We start from the raw sequence: 14778 nt of genomic DNA on the forward strand, positions 1-14778 counted from the left end.
TCCACCTGGCGTGCACGACCGGGTCACCGCCGTGCAATGGCCGTCCGTCGACACTGTGCGCTCCCTTTCATGGAGCACACGACATGGCACAGCGTATCGCCGGCAAGCAGGTCGCCATCCTCGCGACCCACGGCTTTGAACAGTCCGAACTGATCGAACCCAAGCGCCTGCTGGAAGCGCAGGGCGCGATCGTCACCGTGGTCTCCCCTGCACAGGAGGCCAGCATCAAGGGCTGGAAGGACAAGGACTGGGGTGGCGTGGTAGCGGTGGACCTGGCGCTGGCCGAGGCCGATGCCGGGCGTTTCGATGCGCTGGTGCTGCCTGGTGGGGTCATCAACCCCGACACCCTGCGCACTGACGAGGCGGCGCTGGGCTTCATCCGCAGCGTGGCCGATGCCGGCAAGCCGGTGGCCGCGATCTGTCACGGTCCGTGGCTGCTGATCAACAGCGGGCTGGCCCAGGGGCGAGAGGTGACCTCGTGGCCGTCGCTGCAGCAGGACCTGGCCAATGCCGGCGCACGTTGGCGTGATGCCGAGGTGGTGGTGGACGGCAACCTGATCACCAGCCGCAAGCCGGACGATATTCCGGCCTTCAGCGAGGCGGTGGTCAAAGCTCTGGCTGCCTGAGGTGTGCCGCCGGGCCATGCCCGGCGAGCGCGAAGCGCGGGATCATCAGAAGCCGCCGGGCACGGCCCGGCGCTACCTTATTTACCGAGAAGGCCGGGTCCAACCGGTGCGACATGCGGTAGCGCCGGGCCATGCCCGGCGAGCGCGGAGCGCGGGATCATCAGAAGCCGCCGGGCATGGCCCGGCGCTACCTTACTTGCCGAGCAGGCCGGCCGGCACCAGGTTGCCCAGGTTCTGGTTGAAGGTGACCACCAGCTTGCCGTTCTTGACCTGTGCCGACTGCACCTGCAGCGCGCCCAGCACGCCGGCCACGGCCGGGTCCAGCTTGTAGATCGGCTCGCGGCGGGCGTAATCGCTCAGCGCAGCGTTGAGCAGGCCGCGCGTACGCGAGTCGAGGCGACCGCCCTGGCTGGCCGGGGTGAAGTCATCCACGGTCGGGTCCTGCAGGTGGAAGCCCTGGGTCTGTGCGTCATAGCGCAGGCCGCTGCTGAGCTTCACCTTGCCCAGATTGGTCGGGGTGCCGCCGGCGGTGGCCAGTGCCAGGTCCATGCCGAGGTCGAGGCGTTCGCCGGCCGGCAGGCTCAGCTGCGGGTGGCTCATGGTCAATGCGATCAGGCCGCCCAGCGCATCCTGGGTCCGCGGGAAGCTGCCGTCCAGGTACTGCTGCACGTCGCTGGCGCCAACCGCCAGTTCGCGCCCGGAAATCGAGGGGGCCGCCTGCGCACCGATCGCGGCGGCGATCAGCACGGTGGACGCGGCAAGGCGGGTCATCAGGGAACGCAGGCGCATGGCGGTGACCAAGGCGATGAATGAGGGCTACAGAGTAGCTTTGCACGCTGAATCCTGCGTGCATGCCGCTGCAACGGTTCAGTCCAGCGTTGGTTGCAGCTGCGCCGCCTGGATCTGCCAGCCCTGGCCATCGGCACGGGGTTGCACCCGGTACCAGCCGTGGTAGCGGAACACGCCCTCGCCGGTGGAGGCGCGGATGCGCACCGGGACCTCCAGCAGGCGCGGCGGCTGCTGCTGATCGCGGGGCACGGCGGAGTCGCTGTCCAGGCGCAGGTTGCGCACGTCCGGCAGCAGGCGCAGTGCCGCATCGTCAGCACGCCGCGCGTCGGGCGGGGCGATGGCCCAGGCAGCATCGATGCCGGCCTTGTTGTGGTTGAGCAGGTCCAGCACATAGCGGTTGAGCAGCCGGGAAGGTGTTTCACCATCCGCGGCGACCGCGCCGTACAACGGATCGAGGGCCGGCGATGCGACGGTGGCTGCGTCGGGTGAGGCAGCCGGACGGCCTGCTTCGGCCGCTGGCGCTTGGGCGGGCGGCGGCACGGCGGCGGCATCATCGGACGGCGTCTGCCTGGAACAGCCCAGCAGGGTCACCGTCATCATCAACATCAGGGCACTGCGCATGTCTGCCTCCTCCCCGAGGCAACCGGGAGGAGGGCAGTGTATCGGCAGCGTCCGGATCAGCGCGACGTAGGCAGCTGTTCCAGTGCGTCCAGTGCCGGCAGCACCTGCGCCGCCACGGCGGCCAACGCGTGGCCGTCGGTGTCGGCGTGGCGCTGCACGATATCGCGCAGGAGCTGGGTGGCGACCACCAGGGTGGCGCGCTCGTCACCACTGAGGCCGGCCGTGCGCGGGGCGCTTTCCAGCAGGCGCATCAGGTCGCGGCTGGCGCGATGTTCCAGTTCGATGGTGCAGCGCCCGGTGCACGGGTGCCCGTCCTTTTCGATCGGGGTCACCGAGATCCGGTAGCGGGTGGAGGGGCTGGCCATGAAGGTGTGCTCGCCTGAGTCTGGAGGGATGTGCCCACCATAGGCAAGGCCGCGACCGGCGGCGACGGCCGGGGCTGCACGCAGTGTTCCACCCGGTCCGTTTCCGACACGGAAAAACCGGGCCACAGCCAATACTGGTGCGGCTGTCGGCGGGGACGGTGTGTGCGCGGAAACGCTGTGTTGCGGTTTGCGCGGGGCCATGGCGCCGGCGCAAACAAAAACGGGACGGCCTGCGCCGTCCCGTCGGAAGATGCCGTTGGGCGCGCGCTTAGAGCGCGGCGTCCTTCAGCTTCTTCAGCGGGCGCACCTTCAGCTTGGTGGTGGCCGGCTTGGCAGCGAACCACTGCTCTTCCTTGGTGAACGGGTTGATGCCCTTGCGCTTCGGCTTGGCCGGCACGCTGACGGTCGAGATCTTCAGCAGGCCCGGCAGGGTGAACGAGCCAGCGCCCTTCTTGTGCACCGAGGAAGCAACGGCGGTTTCAAGCGAGGCCAGCACCGCGCGCACGTCCTTGGCGACAACGCCGGACGCTTCTGCGATGTGTGCAACCAGGCCCGACTTGGTCAGCACTTCCTTGATCGGCTTCGGAGCGGCCGGCTTGGCGGCAGCCTTCGTCGCGACTTTCTTCACTGCCTTTTTCGGGGCAGCCTTCTTAGCGGTCTTTGCCATGGTTTCCTGTTCCGTGAACGGTTGGTTGTGTGGTCGGCGCCGAACCCCGTCGGCAAGCGCAATGTAGGGCAACTCTCGGGCGCCGCCAATAGCCCGGAGCGCGGAAAGTGCATGTTTTTTCATGCCCAGGCCGATTGAGTACATGTCCGGACGCAGGAAAACGGGGCCTGCGCTGCACCGCGCAATACGCGGCACGGAAAGCAGGAGCTGCGCGAAACCGCTGAAAACAAGGGAAAAATCCGTTTAGTGCTGGCGAGGAAATGTCCAGCGCGCCGGCCCGGGACAGCCGCATTGCCTGCGGCGGGGCGACGCAGAGCTAACGCGCATCGTGCGAGGGTGGCCGTTCATCACCGCCACGCAGGAGCAGCACATGGGAATCTCGCGACACGCCACCGCGCATTGGGAAGGGGACCTGAAGTCGGGCAAGGGCCAGTTGAACACGCCGCAGAGCGGCCTGCTGGACAAGACCCGCTACGGCTTCAACAGCCGCTTCGGCGACGAGAAGGGCACCAACCCGGAGGAGCTGATCGCCGCCGCACACGCCGGCTGCTTCACCATGGCGTTGTCGGCCAAGCTGGGTGACGCCGGGTTTACACCGACCTCGCTGGATACCGAAGCCAAGGTCGACCTGTCGATGGAAGGTGGCCCGCAGCTGTCGCAGATCCGGCTGAAGGTGAAGGCCGTGGTACCGGGCATCGACGCCGCGCAGTTCCGCGCGATCGCCGATGACGCCAAGCAGAACTGCCCCGTGTCCAAGGCACTGAGCGCGGTGCCGATCAGCCTGGAAGCCGAGCTGGGCTGAGGGAGGTAGCGCCGGGCCATGCCCGGCGAGCGAAGCGTAACGGAGCCGGGCATCGCCCGGCGCCCCATCGCAATCACCAATCAATGGTGCCGCTGATCACCGTCTGCACCTGTCCGCCGGACCACACCTCGCCGTCCTCATCCACGCGCAGGGTCAGCCGCGCATCGTGGCCGACCTCGCGTCCCTGGCTGACTTCATACGGCTCGCGGCCGCGCGGCAGCGCGCCACGCAGGTCCAGCCACGCGGCAAGCACGGCATTTGCCGCACCCGAGGCGGCATCCTCGAAACGCCGCCCGTTGCCGACGAAGGCGCGCACGGCCAGGTCGAAGCCTTCGCCGCTGCCATCGCTGAACGCATAGGCGAACACGCCCATGCTGTCCGTGGATTCGGCCAGCGCGGCGACCGCGTCCCAGTCCGGTTGCAGCGCACGCAGCGCGGCTTCATCGGCCACCTGCACCACCCACCAGCTGCGGCCACCCTGCATGCGTGCCGGCGGCAGTGCGCCCAACGGCCAGCCCTGCAACGCGGCCTGCAGGCGCGGATCATCGGCCTGCGCGGTTTCGGCCAGTTGCGCGCGCGGGGTGCGGATGGCGATGCGCTGTGCGGCGCCTTCGCCGATCACCTGCAGCGGCAGCGGTCCGGCAATGCCGTCCTGCATCAGCACGCCCTCCACCGGCGCGGCCAGGCCAGCCTGCAGCACGGCGTGGGCGGTGCCGACGCTGGGATGGCCGGCGAAGGGGACCTCCTTCTGCGGGCTGAACATGCGCAGCCGGTAGCTGCTGCCAGCGGTCTGCGGCGCGAACACGAAGGTGGTTTCCGGCAGCCGGGTCCAGCGCGCAATGGCCTGCATGGCAGTGTCGTCCAGGCCCTCGGCATCGAGCACCACGGCCAGCGGATTGCCGGCGCCGGCGCGCGGCGAGAACACATCCAGTTGCAGGAAACGGCGTGCGGACATCAGGGGAAACTCCGGAGAAAAAGGACGGTGAGGCGGCGCGCGGGCATGCCGCCGGGCGTGGCCCGGCGCTACCGATGAGGCGGCATAGGGTAGCGCGGGGCCATGCCCCGCGAGCGCGCAGCGTGGCAAGGCCGCCGGGCATGGCCCGGCGCTACCAGCTTATGTGGCCGTCGATCACCGGCTGCACCTGGCCGCCGATCCACACCGTGCCTTCGGCATCCACACGCACATGGACATGGCCGTCGCGGCCGATTTCGCGGCCCTGGCTGGACACGTAGGCACCTGCGCCGCCGGGCAGGGCGCCACGTTCGCGCAGCCAGGCGCCGATCAGCGCGTTGGCGCTGCCGGTCACCGGGTCTTCGGGCACGTTCACCGCATCGCCCGGGCAGAACGCGCGCACCACGCGGCTGTGCCCCGCGGCGGGGTCATCGGCGAACACCGCCACGCCGGTCGCGCCGGTGGCATTGGTCCAGTCGCGCAAGGCGGCCATGTCCGGGGCCAGTCGCCGCACGGCGGTGGCATCGCACAGCGGCAGCAGCCACCAGCGCGGGCCGTTGTCCCACAGCTCGGGGGCATGGCCGTCGGCGGCCAGGGCCAGCAGCGTTTCCGGTACCTGGCCCGGCGCGGTGGGCAGGTGGCGGGCCGGCGGACTGGCCAGTTCGATGGTCGGCGCGTCGGCCGGGCCACTCACCCGCACCGGCAGCAGGCCCGCGGCACATTGCTGGACCAGGGTGCCGCCCTCCCCCGGTGTGGCCAGGGCGCAGGTGACCGCTGCCCAGGCCGCGCCGACGCTGGGGTGGCCGGCGAACGGCAGCTCGCTGCCCGGAGTGAAGATGCGGATGTGGTAGTCGGCACCGTCGGCGTCGGGCCGCAGGAAGAACACCGTCTCGGACAGGTTCAGCCAGGCTGCCAGCGCCTGCATGCGCCCGGCGGACAGCCCGTCAGCGCCCAGCACCACGCCCAGCGGGTTGCCGCTGCCGGGCTGGTGGGCGAAGACATCAAGCTGCAGGTAGCGGAAGGCGGCCATCGGCGGGTCCATTGGGCTTAGAATCGAAGGTTCCGCCCCTTCGGGCGGCTCCCCCACATTACACATAGCCTATCCATGTCAGCTTCCCCCCTTGTCGATCGTTGGATCGTACTGAAGTTCGGCGGCACCTCGGTGTCGCGTCGCCACCGCTGGGACACGATCGGGAAGCTGGCAAAAAAACGCGCGGAAGAGACCGGCTCGCGCGTGCTGGTGGTGGTTTCGGCGCTGTCCGGGGTGACCAACGAACTGACCGCGATCGCCGATGGCGCGCCGGACAGCCGCGACCGCGTGGCCGCCCTGGTCGAACGCCACGAGGGCTTCCTGGTCGAGCTCGGCCTGGACCGCGAGGTGCTGGGCGACCGCCTGGCCGCCCTGCAGGACCTGCTGGATGACCCGCGCGCAACCACCCGCCCGCTGGAGTGGCAGGCCGAAGTGCTGGGCCAGGGCGAACTGCTGTCCTCGACCCTGGGCGCGGCCTACCTGCACGCCTCGGGCTTGGACATGGGCTGGATGGACGCCCGCCAGTGGCTGGACGCGATGCCGCCGCAGCCGAACCAGAGCGAGTGGTCGCAGCGCCTGTCGGTGAACTGCCAGTGGCGCGCCGACGCGGACTGGATGCAGCGCTTCCGCGCGCAGCCCACCCGCCTGCTGATCACCCAGGGCTTCATTTCCCGCCACGCCGACGGCGGCACCGCCATCCTCGGCCGCGGTGGCTCGGACACCTCGGCGGCGTACTTCGGTGCGCTGCTGGGTGCCAGCCGCGTGGAAATCTGGACCGATGTGCCGGGCATGTTCAGCGCCAACCCGAAGGACGTGCCGGACGCGCGCCTGCTGACCCGCCTGGACTATTACGAAGCGCAGGAAATCGCCACCACCGGTGCCAAGGTGCTGCATCCGCGCTCGATCAAGCCGTGCCGCGACGCCGGCGTGCCGATGGCCATCCTCGATACCGAGCGCCCGGAACTGCCGGGCACCAGCATCGACGGCAGTGCCGCACCGGTGCCGGGCGTGAAGGCGATCAGCCGCCGCAACGGCATCGTGCTGGTGTCGATGGAAGGCATCGGCATGTGGCAGCAGGTCGGCTTCCTGGCCGATGTGTTCGGCCTGTTCAAGAAGCACGGCCTGTCGGTGGACCTGATCGGTTCGGCCGAAACCAACGTCACCGTGTCGCTGGATCCGTCCGAGAACCTGGTCAACACCGATGTGCTGGCCGCGCTGTCGGCTGACCTGTCGCAGATCTGCAAGGTGAAGGTGATCGTGCCGTGCGCGGCCATCACCCTGGTCGGTCGTGGCATGCGTTCGCTGCTGCACAAGCTGTCGGACGTGTGGGCCACCTTCGGCCGCGAGCGCGTGCACATGATCTCGCAGTCGTCCAACGACCTGAACCTGACCTTCGTCATCGACGAGGCCGATGCCGATGGCCTGCTGCCGATCCTGCACGCCGAGCTGATCGACAGCGGTGCGATGCCGGTGGAAGAAACCGAGGTGTTCGGCCCGCGCTGGCGCGAGATCGCCGGTACCGTGCGCCCGCGCGGTACGCCGTGGTGGCGTGGCCAGCGTGCGCACCTGCTGCAGCTGGCCGACGCGGGTACGCCGCGCTACGTCTACCACCTGCCGACCGTGCGTGCCCGCGCCCGTGCGCTGGCCGCGATCAAGCCGATCGACCAGCGCTACTACGCGATCAAGGCCAACGGCCACCCGGCCATCCTGCAGCTGCTGGAAGCCGAAGGTTTCGGCCTGGAATGCGTTTCGCACGGCGAGCTGAAGCACGTGTTCCAGCACCTGCCGGAACTGTCGCCCAAGCGCGTGCTGTTCACCCCCAGCTTCTGCCCGCGCGAAGAGTACGAAGCCGGTTTCGCGCTCGGCGTCACCGTCACCGTGGACAACCTGGAAGCGCTGCAGCGCTGGCCGGACCTGTTCCGCAACCGCGAAATCTGGCTGCGCGTGGACCTGGGCCGTGGCGAGGGCCACCACGCCAAGGTCCGCACCGGCGGCAAGGATTCAAAGTTCGGCCTGCCGATGGCGCGCGTGGACGAGTTCGTGCGCACCGCCACCGATCTGGGCACCCGCGTGGTCGGCCTGCATGCGCACCTGGGCAGCGGCGTGGAAACCGCGCAGCACTGGCGCCTGATGTGCGATGAGCTGGCCGGTTTCGCCCGCCGCATCGGCAGCGTGCAGACCATCGACATCGGCGGTGGCCTGCCGATTCCGTACAGCGAGGAAGACGAGCCGTTCGACCTGGACGCCTGGGCGGAGGGCCTGGCCGAGGTCAAGGCGCTGCACCCTGCGTTCCGCCTGGCGATCGAGCCGGGCCGCTACCTGGTGGCCGAATCGGGCGTTCTGCTGACCCATGCCACCCAGGTGGTGGAAAAGGACGGCGTGCGCCGCGTCGGCCTGGATGCCGGCATGAACACGCTGATGCGCCCGGCCCTGTACGACGCCTGGCATGACATCGAGAACCTCAGCCGCCAGGGCGGTTATGCCGAAGCGGCGTTCGATGTGGTCGGCCCGATCTGTGAGTCCAGCGATGTGTTCGGCAAGCGCCGCAAGCTGCCGGTGTCGACCGCGCCGGACGACGTGATGCTGATCGCCGACGCCGGCGCCTACGGCTACGTGATGGCCAACACCTACAACCAGCGGGCGATGCCGCGCGAAGACGTGATCGAGTGATCGCCGCCCTTCGCGCCCTGCACCCGCCCACCGACACGTCCTGCGCCTTCGCGCGGGGCGTGCCTGACCGCGCTTGAACTGGATCCACCATGACTGCTTTCGACAAACACCAGGTTTCCCGCTTCCGCTTCGTCCGCTGCGAGTTCGCCGCGGATACCGGCGTGGCCAGGCTGGTCTACGCCTTCGATGACGGCCCGGAGATGGTGGAAACCATCACCGTGCCCGGCGCCCCGTTCGTGCTGGACGAGGCGCGCGCGGCGGCGGTGCAGCGTGCGCTGCGGCTGCTGCACCTGATCGCCGGCGTCAGCTACTACAAGGCGGGCGTGCCGGAGACGGTCAGCATCGACAGCTATGCCATCGATGCCGAGACCGCGGCGCTGGTGGAAACGGTCTACCTCAACGGCCTGGGCGAATTCGCCTACCGCAACGGCCTGAACCTGCGCGGGCGTTTCCGCCTGCCGGTGCAGGGCGACGCGGTGCAGGCGCCGGTGCTGGGCCTGCAGCCGCATGCGCTGGTGGCCATCGGCGGCGGCAAGGATTCGCTGGTCAGCATCGAAGCGCTGCGTCGTGCCGGCGTGGACGAGACGGTGACCTGGATCGGCGGTTCGCAGCTGATCCGCGCCTGTGCCGAGCGCACCGGCCTGCCGACCCTGAACCTGGGCCGCGCGCTGGCGCCGGAACTGTTCGAACTGAACCGCCAAGGCGCGTGGAACGGGCACATCCCGGTCACCGCGGTGAACTCGGCGATCATGGTGCTGGCCGCGCTGCTGCAGGGCGTGGACCAGGTGGTGTTCTCCAACGAGCGTTCGGCCAGCTACGGCAGCCAGATTCCCGGCACCGGCGAAGTGAACCACCAGTGGTCCAAGGGCTGGGCGTTCGAGCAGGCCTTCGGCAACCACGTGCAGACGCAGGTGGCCGCCGATCTGCAGTACTACTCGCTGCTGCGCCCGATGTCGGAGCTGGCGGTCGCCCGCCAGTTCGCCAAGAGCGATTTCTACGACGCGCATTTCTCCAGCTGCAACCGCAACTTCCACATCCTCGGCGAGCGCCCGGTGAACCGCTGGTGCGGCGTCTGCCCGAAGTGCCACTTCGTGTTCCTGGCGCTGGCCCCGTTCATGCCCAAGACCCGCCTGGTGCGCATCTTCGGTCGCAACCTGCTGGACGACGCCGGCCAGGCCGGTGGCTTCGACGCGCTGCTGGAGTTCCAGGACCACAAGCCGTTTGAATGCGTGGGCGAAGGCCGCGAATCGCGCGCGGCGATGGCGACCCTGGCGCAGCGCCCGGAATGGAAGGAAGACGTGCTGGTGAAGCGCTTCTGCAACGAGATCCAGCCGCAGCTGGATGCCGCTGAGCTGGAACTGGCACCGCTGCTGCGGCTGCAGGGTGAGCACCGCATTCCGGCCGCACTGTGGGAACGTGTGCGTGAAGATTTCACAGCTTGAAGGAAAGCGCGTTGCGCTGTGGGGCTGGGGTCGTGAGGGCCGCGCGGCGTTTGCCGTGCTGCGCGCGCGCCTGTCTGCGCTGGCCCTGAGCCTGTTCTGCCCGGCCGCCGAGGCCGAGGCCGCGCGTGCGGAAACGCAGGGGCTGCTGGACGTGCGCGGTGAACCTACCGCCGAGGCACTGGCCGCGTTCGACGTGGTGATCAAGTCGCCCGGCATCAGCCCCTACCAGCCGATCGCGCTGGCGGCGGCAGGGCAGGGCACGGCTTTCATCGGCGGCACCGCGCTGTGGTTTGCCGAGCACGCGGCTGAAGATGGCATCGTGCACGACACCGTGTGCGTGACCGGCACCAAGGGCAAGAGCACCACCACCGCGCTGCTCGCGCACCTGCTGCGCGCCGCCGGCCACCGCACCGGACTGGTCGGCAACATCGGCCTGCCGCTGCTGGAAGTGCTGGACCCGCAGCCCGCGCCTGCGTACTGGGCGGTGGAACTGTCCAGCTACCAGACCGGCGAAGTGGCACGCAGTGGCGCCCGCCCGCAGGTGGCGGTGGTGCTGAACCTGTTCCCGGAACACCTCGACTGGCACGGCAGCGAGCAGCGCTATATCGAGGACAAGCTGCGGCTGGTGACCGAAGCCGCGCCGCGCACCGCCGTGCTCAACGCCGCCGATCCGCACCTGGCCGCGCTCTCGTTGCCTGACAGCGACGTGGTCTGGTTCAACCAGCCGCAGGGCTGGCACATGCGCGGCGACATCGTGCACCGCGGCGAGCAGCCCGTGTTCGATACCCGCAACACGCTGCTGCCGGGCCGCCACAATCGCGGCAACCTGTGCGCGGTCCTGGCCGCGCTGGAAGCGCTGGGCCTGGATGCCGTGGCGCTGGCACCGGCGGTGCAGGATTTCCGCCCACTGCCCAACCGCCTGCAGCGCATCGGCGCGGCCGATGGCCTGACCTACGTCAACGATTCGATCAGCACCACGCCGCACGCCAGCCTGGCGGCGCTGGAATGTTTCGCCGGCCAGCGCATCGCGCTGCTGGTGGGCGGCCACGACCGTGGCCTGGACTGGACCGATTTCATGCAGCACATGGCGCACGACGTGCCGCCGGTGGAGATCGTGACGATGGGCAGCAACGGCCCGCGCATCCACGCGATGCTGCAGCCGCTGGCCGATGCCGGTCGCTTCGGCCTGCACGCGGCCGGCGACCTGCCCGAGGCGATGGCGCTGGCACGCGCGGCGCTGGGTACGCAGGGCGGGGTGGTGCTGCTGTCGCCGGGCGCGCCGAGTTTTGGTGCCTACCGCGATTACGTGGCCCGCGGCCGCCATTTCGCCGAGCTGGCCGGGTTCGAGCCGGACAGCATCAGCGCGATTGCGGGCTTGGGCATTGCCTGATCCAGCGGCCCGGGGGCGGATCCCTTTCCGCAGGAAAGGGCTCTGACCCCCATCCACGCATGGCGTGGATCTACTGCAAGGCGAGTTACCATCCAGGCATTCCCGGACGGAGCCGGATACCCGCATGTGCACCTTCATCACCGTGTTCCTGCCCACCTCGTTTGCGCACGTTGAAGCGGCCGCGATCTTCGCCCACAGCGGCCGGCGCCTGTTCGCGCAGGATTCGCCGAGCCTGCAGGCCGCGGCCGGGCCCGGCTGGCAGCCGTGGCTGAGCGCCGCGCACTGCGATTGCGGCACGGCGCTGGCGTCGGTGCGGGCCGAGCCGGAATGGAAGGGCGATGCCGAGCGCTGGCGGAAGAAGGGCTGGAGCGAAGCGAAGATCGCCCGTGCGCTGGCCGAGCAGTTGGCGCGGCATGCGCAGGATCAGCAGGCGCGTCGCGATGAAGCCCTGGGCGATGCCGGGCAGTGGTTGCAGCGCATTGATGCCCTGCTGCAGTCCGGGGCCGCGCGCATTGGCCTGCTGGTACGCGACTACGATGGCGCGGTGGATGCCCGGCAGCCTGCGCCGCCGGAACGTCATTGGTCGCGGGGTCAGTTGGATGCAGCGGATCTGCTGGCGTTCGCGCCGGGCACGTTGCATTGGATCGAGCGCGGGTGACGCCGCCATCCACGCATGGCGTGGATCTACTCCGGCGCACCGCGTGGATCTACTGTAGAGCCGAGCCCATGCTCGGCTGGATTTCAGTCGGCGTCCTGATCGATGAACGCGTAATCGCCATCGATCAGCTGCTGCAGGTACGCATCGAAGCTGGGCGCGATGACTGCGTAGCTGTCCGGATCGTGCAGGTAGCGCACCACCTGGCCGACGGTGCCGCCCGGTGCCGGGTCGAAATCCAGGTAGAGCATCGAGGTGCCGCCGTTGTTCATGCAGTGCGAGAAGCACAGGCGGCGGTCCATCGGCAGATCGGCGTCGATGCCGTCGCCGAGGATCTCCGGCTCGTCGTCCAGCCATTCCTCGTAGATGGACCGGATGCTGTCGTCCCACTGCTGCTGGTCTTCGAAGATCTGCGCGACCGAGCGCAGGTAGTACGGATAGCCGCCGTCCTCGACATCCGAACCCAGCATGTAGACCACGACCTCGCCGCCGGGGTACTCGCGGAAGTGTGTGCCATCCACCCGCGACAGCAACGCCAGCAGGCTGTCAGGCACCAGCGGCCACTGCGCGCGCAGGCGCTGCAGATCCTCGGCACTGGCGCCCTGGACGTGCGTCCATTGCGCTGCGTCCTCGGCCGGCAGGCGCGGGACAAGGCCAGACAGAAAGCGATCAACAAGGTTCATGTAAAAGGGGACGGAGGGGATTAAGTCGTATCCAACCACACCTGCGTCACGTCGCCAATGCAGAATGCGACCCGGGAGGGTGTTCTGCGACTTGATCCCCTCCATCCCCTTTTCAGTGGAGCAGGCGCATGAACCGATGGCGTTGTGGCGTGGCGATGGTGCTGGGGCTGGCGGCGATGCCGGCCTGGGCGGCGATGAAGACCCAGCCGGTGGAATGGAAGCAGGAGGGCACGACCTTCAGTGGCGTGCTGGTCTATGACGACGGTGACAACGACAAGCGCCCGGGCCTGGTGATGGTGCCGAACTGGAAGGGTGTGAATGAATCGGCCATCGAGAAGGCCAAGCAGCTGGCCGGCGATGACTACGTGGTGCTGGTGGCCGACGTGTACGGCAAGGGCGTGCGGCCGAAGACCGATGCCGAGGCCGGCCCGGTGGCGACCAAGCTGCGCAACGACCGGCCGCTGCTGCGTGCGCGCGCGCTGGAAGCGGTGAACGTACTCAAGGCCCAGGCCGGCAAGGCGCCGCTGGATGCCAGCCGGATCGGCGCAGTGGGCTTCTGCTTCGGCGGCACCACGGTGCTGGAACTGGCCCGCGCCGGTGCGCCGCTGGCCGGTGTGGTCAGCCTGCACGGCGGGCTGGGCTCGCCGCTGCCTGCACAGGCCGGTGGCAGCCATCCCTCCGTGCTGGTGCTCAACGGCGCCGACGACAAGAGCGTGACCGCCGAGGACATCGGCAGCTTCCAGAAGGAAATGGACGCGGCCAAGGTCGACTGGGAATTCACCAACTACAGCGGCGCGGTGCACTGCTTTGCCGAGCGTGATGCCAACAGCCCGCCGGGCTGCCAGTACAACGAACGGGCGGCCAAGCGCGCGTGGAAGGCGCTGGATGAGTTCTTCGAGGAGCGGTTCCGGTAATCAAAGGCGTGCCGACCAACGGTCGGCACACCTTCACCGGTCAATGCGAGCGCTGCACCGCGTAACGGGCCAGGCCGCGCAGGGCTGCCACGGCGTCGTTGTCGCCCAGGCCGTCGAGCGCGCGTTCGGCGGCTTCGGCGTATTCCTCGGCACGGCGGCGGCTGTACTCCAGGCCGCCGGTGGCGCGGATGGCGGCCAGCACTTCCGGCATGGCCGAGGCGTCGCCGTCCTGCACGATGCTGCGCAGGCGCTCGCGGGTGGCGTCGTCCGAATGGGCCATCGCGTGGATCAGCGGCAGGGTCGCCTTGCCTTCGGCCAGGTCGTCGCCCAGGTTCTTGCCCAGTTCCTCGGCGTTGGCCGAGTAATCCAGCACGTCATCGGCAATCTGGAAGGCGTAGCCCAGGTGCATGCCGTAGTCGTACAGGGCCTGCTGGGTGGCCTCGTCCACGCCGCTGGCCAGCGTGCCCAGGCGGGTGCCGGCAGCGAACAGCACCGCGGTCTTGCGCTCGATCACGCGCAGGTAGGCCGCTTCGTCGGTGTCCGGGTTGTGCACGTGCAGCAGCTGCAGCACTTCGCCCTCGGCAATGCGGTTGGTGGTGTCGGCCAGGATCCGCATGACCGGCATGCGGTCAAGTTCCACCATCAGCTGGAAGCTGCGCGAATACAGGAAGTCACCCACCAGCACGCTCGGCGCGTTGCCCCACAGGGCATTGGCGGTGCTGCGGCCGCGCCGCAGGCTGGATTCGTCCACCACGTCGTCGTGCAGCAGGGTCGAGGTGTGGATGAACTCGATGATCGCCGCCAGCTGGTGGTGCTCCGGGCCGGCCTGGCCGACCGCGTGGCCGGCCAGCATCACCAGCATCGGGCGCAGGCGCTTGCCGCCGGCGGAAATGATGTGGTCGGCGATCTGGTTGATCAGTACGACGTCCGAGGACAGCCGGTCCCGGATCAGGGCATCGACGGCGGCCATGTCGGCTGCAGCAAGCGACTGGATCTGGGGCAGGCCCAGGGCGGGACGGGTGTCTTCGGTGATGGTCATGCGATCAGGCTTTCAGGCTCACCGCCAATTATAGGGTCTGGCCGTGAAATCGGGCGGAAACCGGCACGAGTGGTCATTCCGCAGGCCGTTGGCTGGCCCCGCGGCGTGAATACGTATGCAGGCAGCGCCATGC

15 protein-coding genes are annotated in these 14778 nt (G+C 68.9%); 7 read left to right on the forward strand and 8 right to left on the reverse strand.

All coding sequences use genetic code 11. From position 1 onward, the window contains the following. Positions 1-83 precede the first annotated feature (83 nt). Positions 84-626 carry a type 1 glutamine amidotransferase domain-containing protein gene (locus AC1VXD_RS11965; RefSeq protein WP_482992220.1) on the forward strand — a complete coding sequence of 181 codons (543 nt, stop codon included), beginning with the start codon at positions 84-86 and terminating at the stop codon, positions 624-626. 192 nt (positions 627-818) lie between these two features. Here AC1VXD_RS11965 and AC1VXD_RS11970 read toward each other — a convergent pair whose 3' ends face one another. The 4 genes from AC1VXD_RS11970 to AC1VXD_RS11985 all read right to left on the reverse strand — a co-directional run bounded on the left by AC1VXD_RS11970 (position 819) and on the right by AC1VXD_RS11985 (position 3068). Next, a complete protein-coding gene (locus AC1VXD_RS11970; RefSeq protein ID WP_108768077.1) occupies positions 819-1415 on the reverse strand; it encodes a YceB family lipoprotein in 597 nt (198 codons plus the stop codon). A 78-nt stretch (positions 1416-1493) separates the two neighbouring features. After that, complete coding sequence (locus AC1VXD_RS11975) at positions 1494-2036, reverse strand: hypothetical protein (protein ID WP_482992221.1); 543 nt, start codon at positions 2034-2036, stop codon at positions 1494-1496. Between the two features lie 56 nt (positions 2037-2092). After that, a complete protein-coding gene (locus AC1VXD_RS11980) occupies positions 2093-2401 on the reverse strand; it encodes a DUF3861 family protein (RefSeq protein ID WP_482992222.1) in 309 nt (102 codons plus the stop codon). A 268-nt stretch (positions 2402-2669) separates the two neighbouring features. Next, complete coding sequence (locus tag AC1VXD_RS11985; protein ID WP_108768080.1) at positions 2670-3068, reverse strand: HU family DNA-binding protein; 399 nt, start codon at positions 3066-3068, stop codon at positions 2670-2672. Positions 3069-3438: 370 nt separating this feature from the next. On the opposite strand from AC1VXD_RS11985, the gene AC1VXD_RS11990 reads away from it, so the two are divergent. Continuing rightward, the gene (locus AC1VXD_RS11990) at positions 3439-3870 is read left to right on the forward strand and encodes an OsmC family protein (RefSeq protein ID WP_108768081.1); all 432 of its coding nucleotides are present in this window, start codon (positions 3439-3441) and stop codon (positions 3868-3870) included. 73 nt (positions 3871-3943) lie between these two features. On the opposite strand, the gene AC1VXD_RS11995 is transcribed toward AC1VXD_RS11990, so the two are convergent. Further along, positions 3944-4825, reverse strand: a complete 882-nt coding sequence (locus AC1VXD_RS11995; RefSeq protein WP_482992223.1) for a PhzF family phenazine biosynthesis protein — start codon at positions 4823-4825, stop codon at positions 3944-3946. A 151-nt stretch (positions 4826-4976) separates the two neighbouring features. Beyond that, the gene (locus tag AC1VXD_RS12000; protein WP_482992224.1) at positions 4977-5852 is read right to left on the reverse strand and encodes a PhzF family phenazine biosynthesis protein; all 876 of its coding nucleotides are present in this window, start codon (positions 5850-5852) and stop codon (positions 4977-4979) included. 75 nt (positions 5853-5927) lie between these two features. Here AC1VXD_RS12000 and AC1VXD_RS12005 point away from each other — a divergent pair, with 75 nt between their 5' ends. The 4 genes from AC1VXD_RS12005 to AC1VXD_RS12020 all read left to right on the forward strand — a co-directional run bounded on the left by AC1VXD_RS12005 (position 5928) and on the right by AC1VXD_RS12020 (position 12012). Beyond that, positions 5928-8522, forward strand: coding sequence for a bifunctional aspartate kinase/diaminopimelate decarboxylase (locus AC1VXD_RS12005; protein WP_482992225.1), 2595 nt, complete (start codon positions 5928-5930; stop codon positions 8520-8522). An 89-nt stretch (positions 8523-8611) separates the two neighbouring features. Beyond that, positions 8612-9964, forward strand: a complete 1353-nt coding sequence (murL, locus tag AC1VXD_RS12010) for a UDP-N-acetyl-alpha-D-muramoyl-L-alanyl-L-glutamate epimerase (protein ID WP_482992226.1) — start codon at positions 8612-8614, stop codon at positions 9962-9964. Beyond that, complete coding sequence (murD, locus tag AC1VXD_RS12015) at positions 9945-11354, forward strand: UDP-N-acetylmuramoyl-L-alanine--D-glutamate ligase (RefSeq protein ID WP_482992227.1); 1410 nt, start codon at positions 9945-9947, stop codon at positions 11352-11354. The genes murL and murD overlap by 20 nt, the downstream gene beginning before the upstream one ends. Positions 11355-11478: 124 nt before the next feature. Continuing rightward, the gene (locus AC1VXD_RS12020) at positions 11479-12012 is read left to right on the forward strand and encodes a hypothetical protein (protein ID WP_482992228.1); all 534 of its coding nucleotides are present in this window, start codon (positions 11479-11481) and stop codon (positions 12010-12012) included. An 83-nt stretch (positions 12013-12095) separates the two neighbouring features. Here AC1VXD_RS12020 and AC1VXD_RS12025 read toward each other — a convergent pair whose 3' ends face one another. Next, on the reverse strand, positions 12096-12692 hold the full coding sequence (locus tag AC1VXD_RS12025; RefSeq protein WP_482992229.1) for an SMI1/KNR4 family protein: 597 nt from the start codon (positions 12690-12692) through the stop codon (positions 12096-12098). Between the two features lie 128 nt (positions 12693-12820). Here AC1VXD_RS12025 and AC1VXD_RS12030 point away from each other — a divergent pair, with 128 nt between their 5' ends. Continuing rightward, complete coding sequence (locus AC1VXD_RS12030; protein WP_482992230.1) at positions 12821-13606, forward strand: dienelactone hydrolase family protein; 786 nt, start codon at positions 12821-12823, stop codon at positions 13604-13606. Between the two features lie 40 nt (positions 13607-13646). Here AC1VXD_RS12030 and AC1VXD_RS12035 read toward each other — a convergent pair whose 3' ends face one another. Further along, positions 13647-14645, reverse strand: coding sequence for a polyprenyl synthetase family protein (locus tag AC1VXD_RS12035; RefSeq protein WP_482992231.1), 999 nt, complete (start codon positions 14643-14645; stop codon positions 13647-13649). Positions 14646-14778 lie beyond the last annotated feature (133 nt).

Source organism: Stenotrophomonas sp. STEN054 (genome assembly GCF_056854535.1).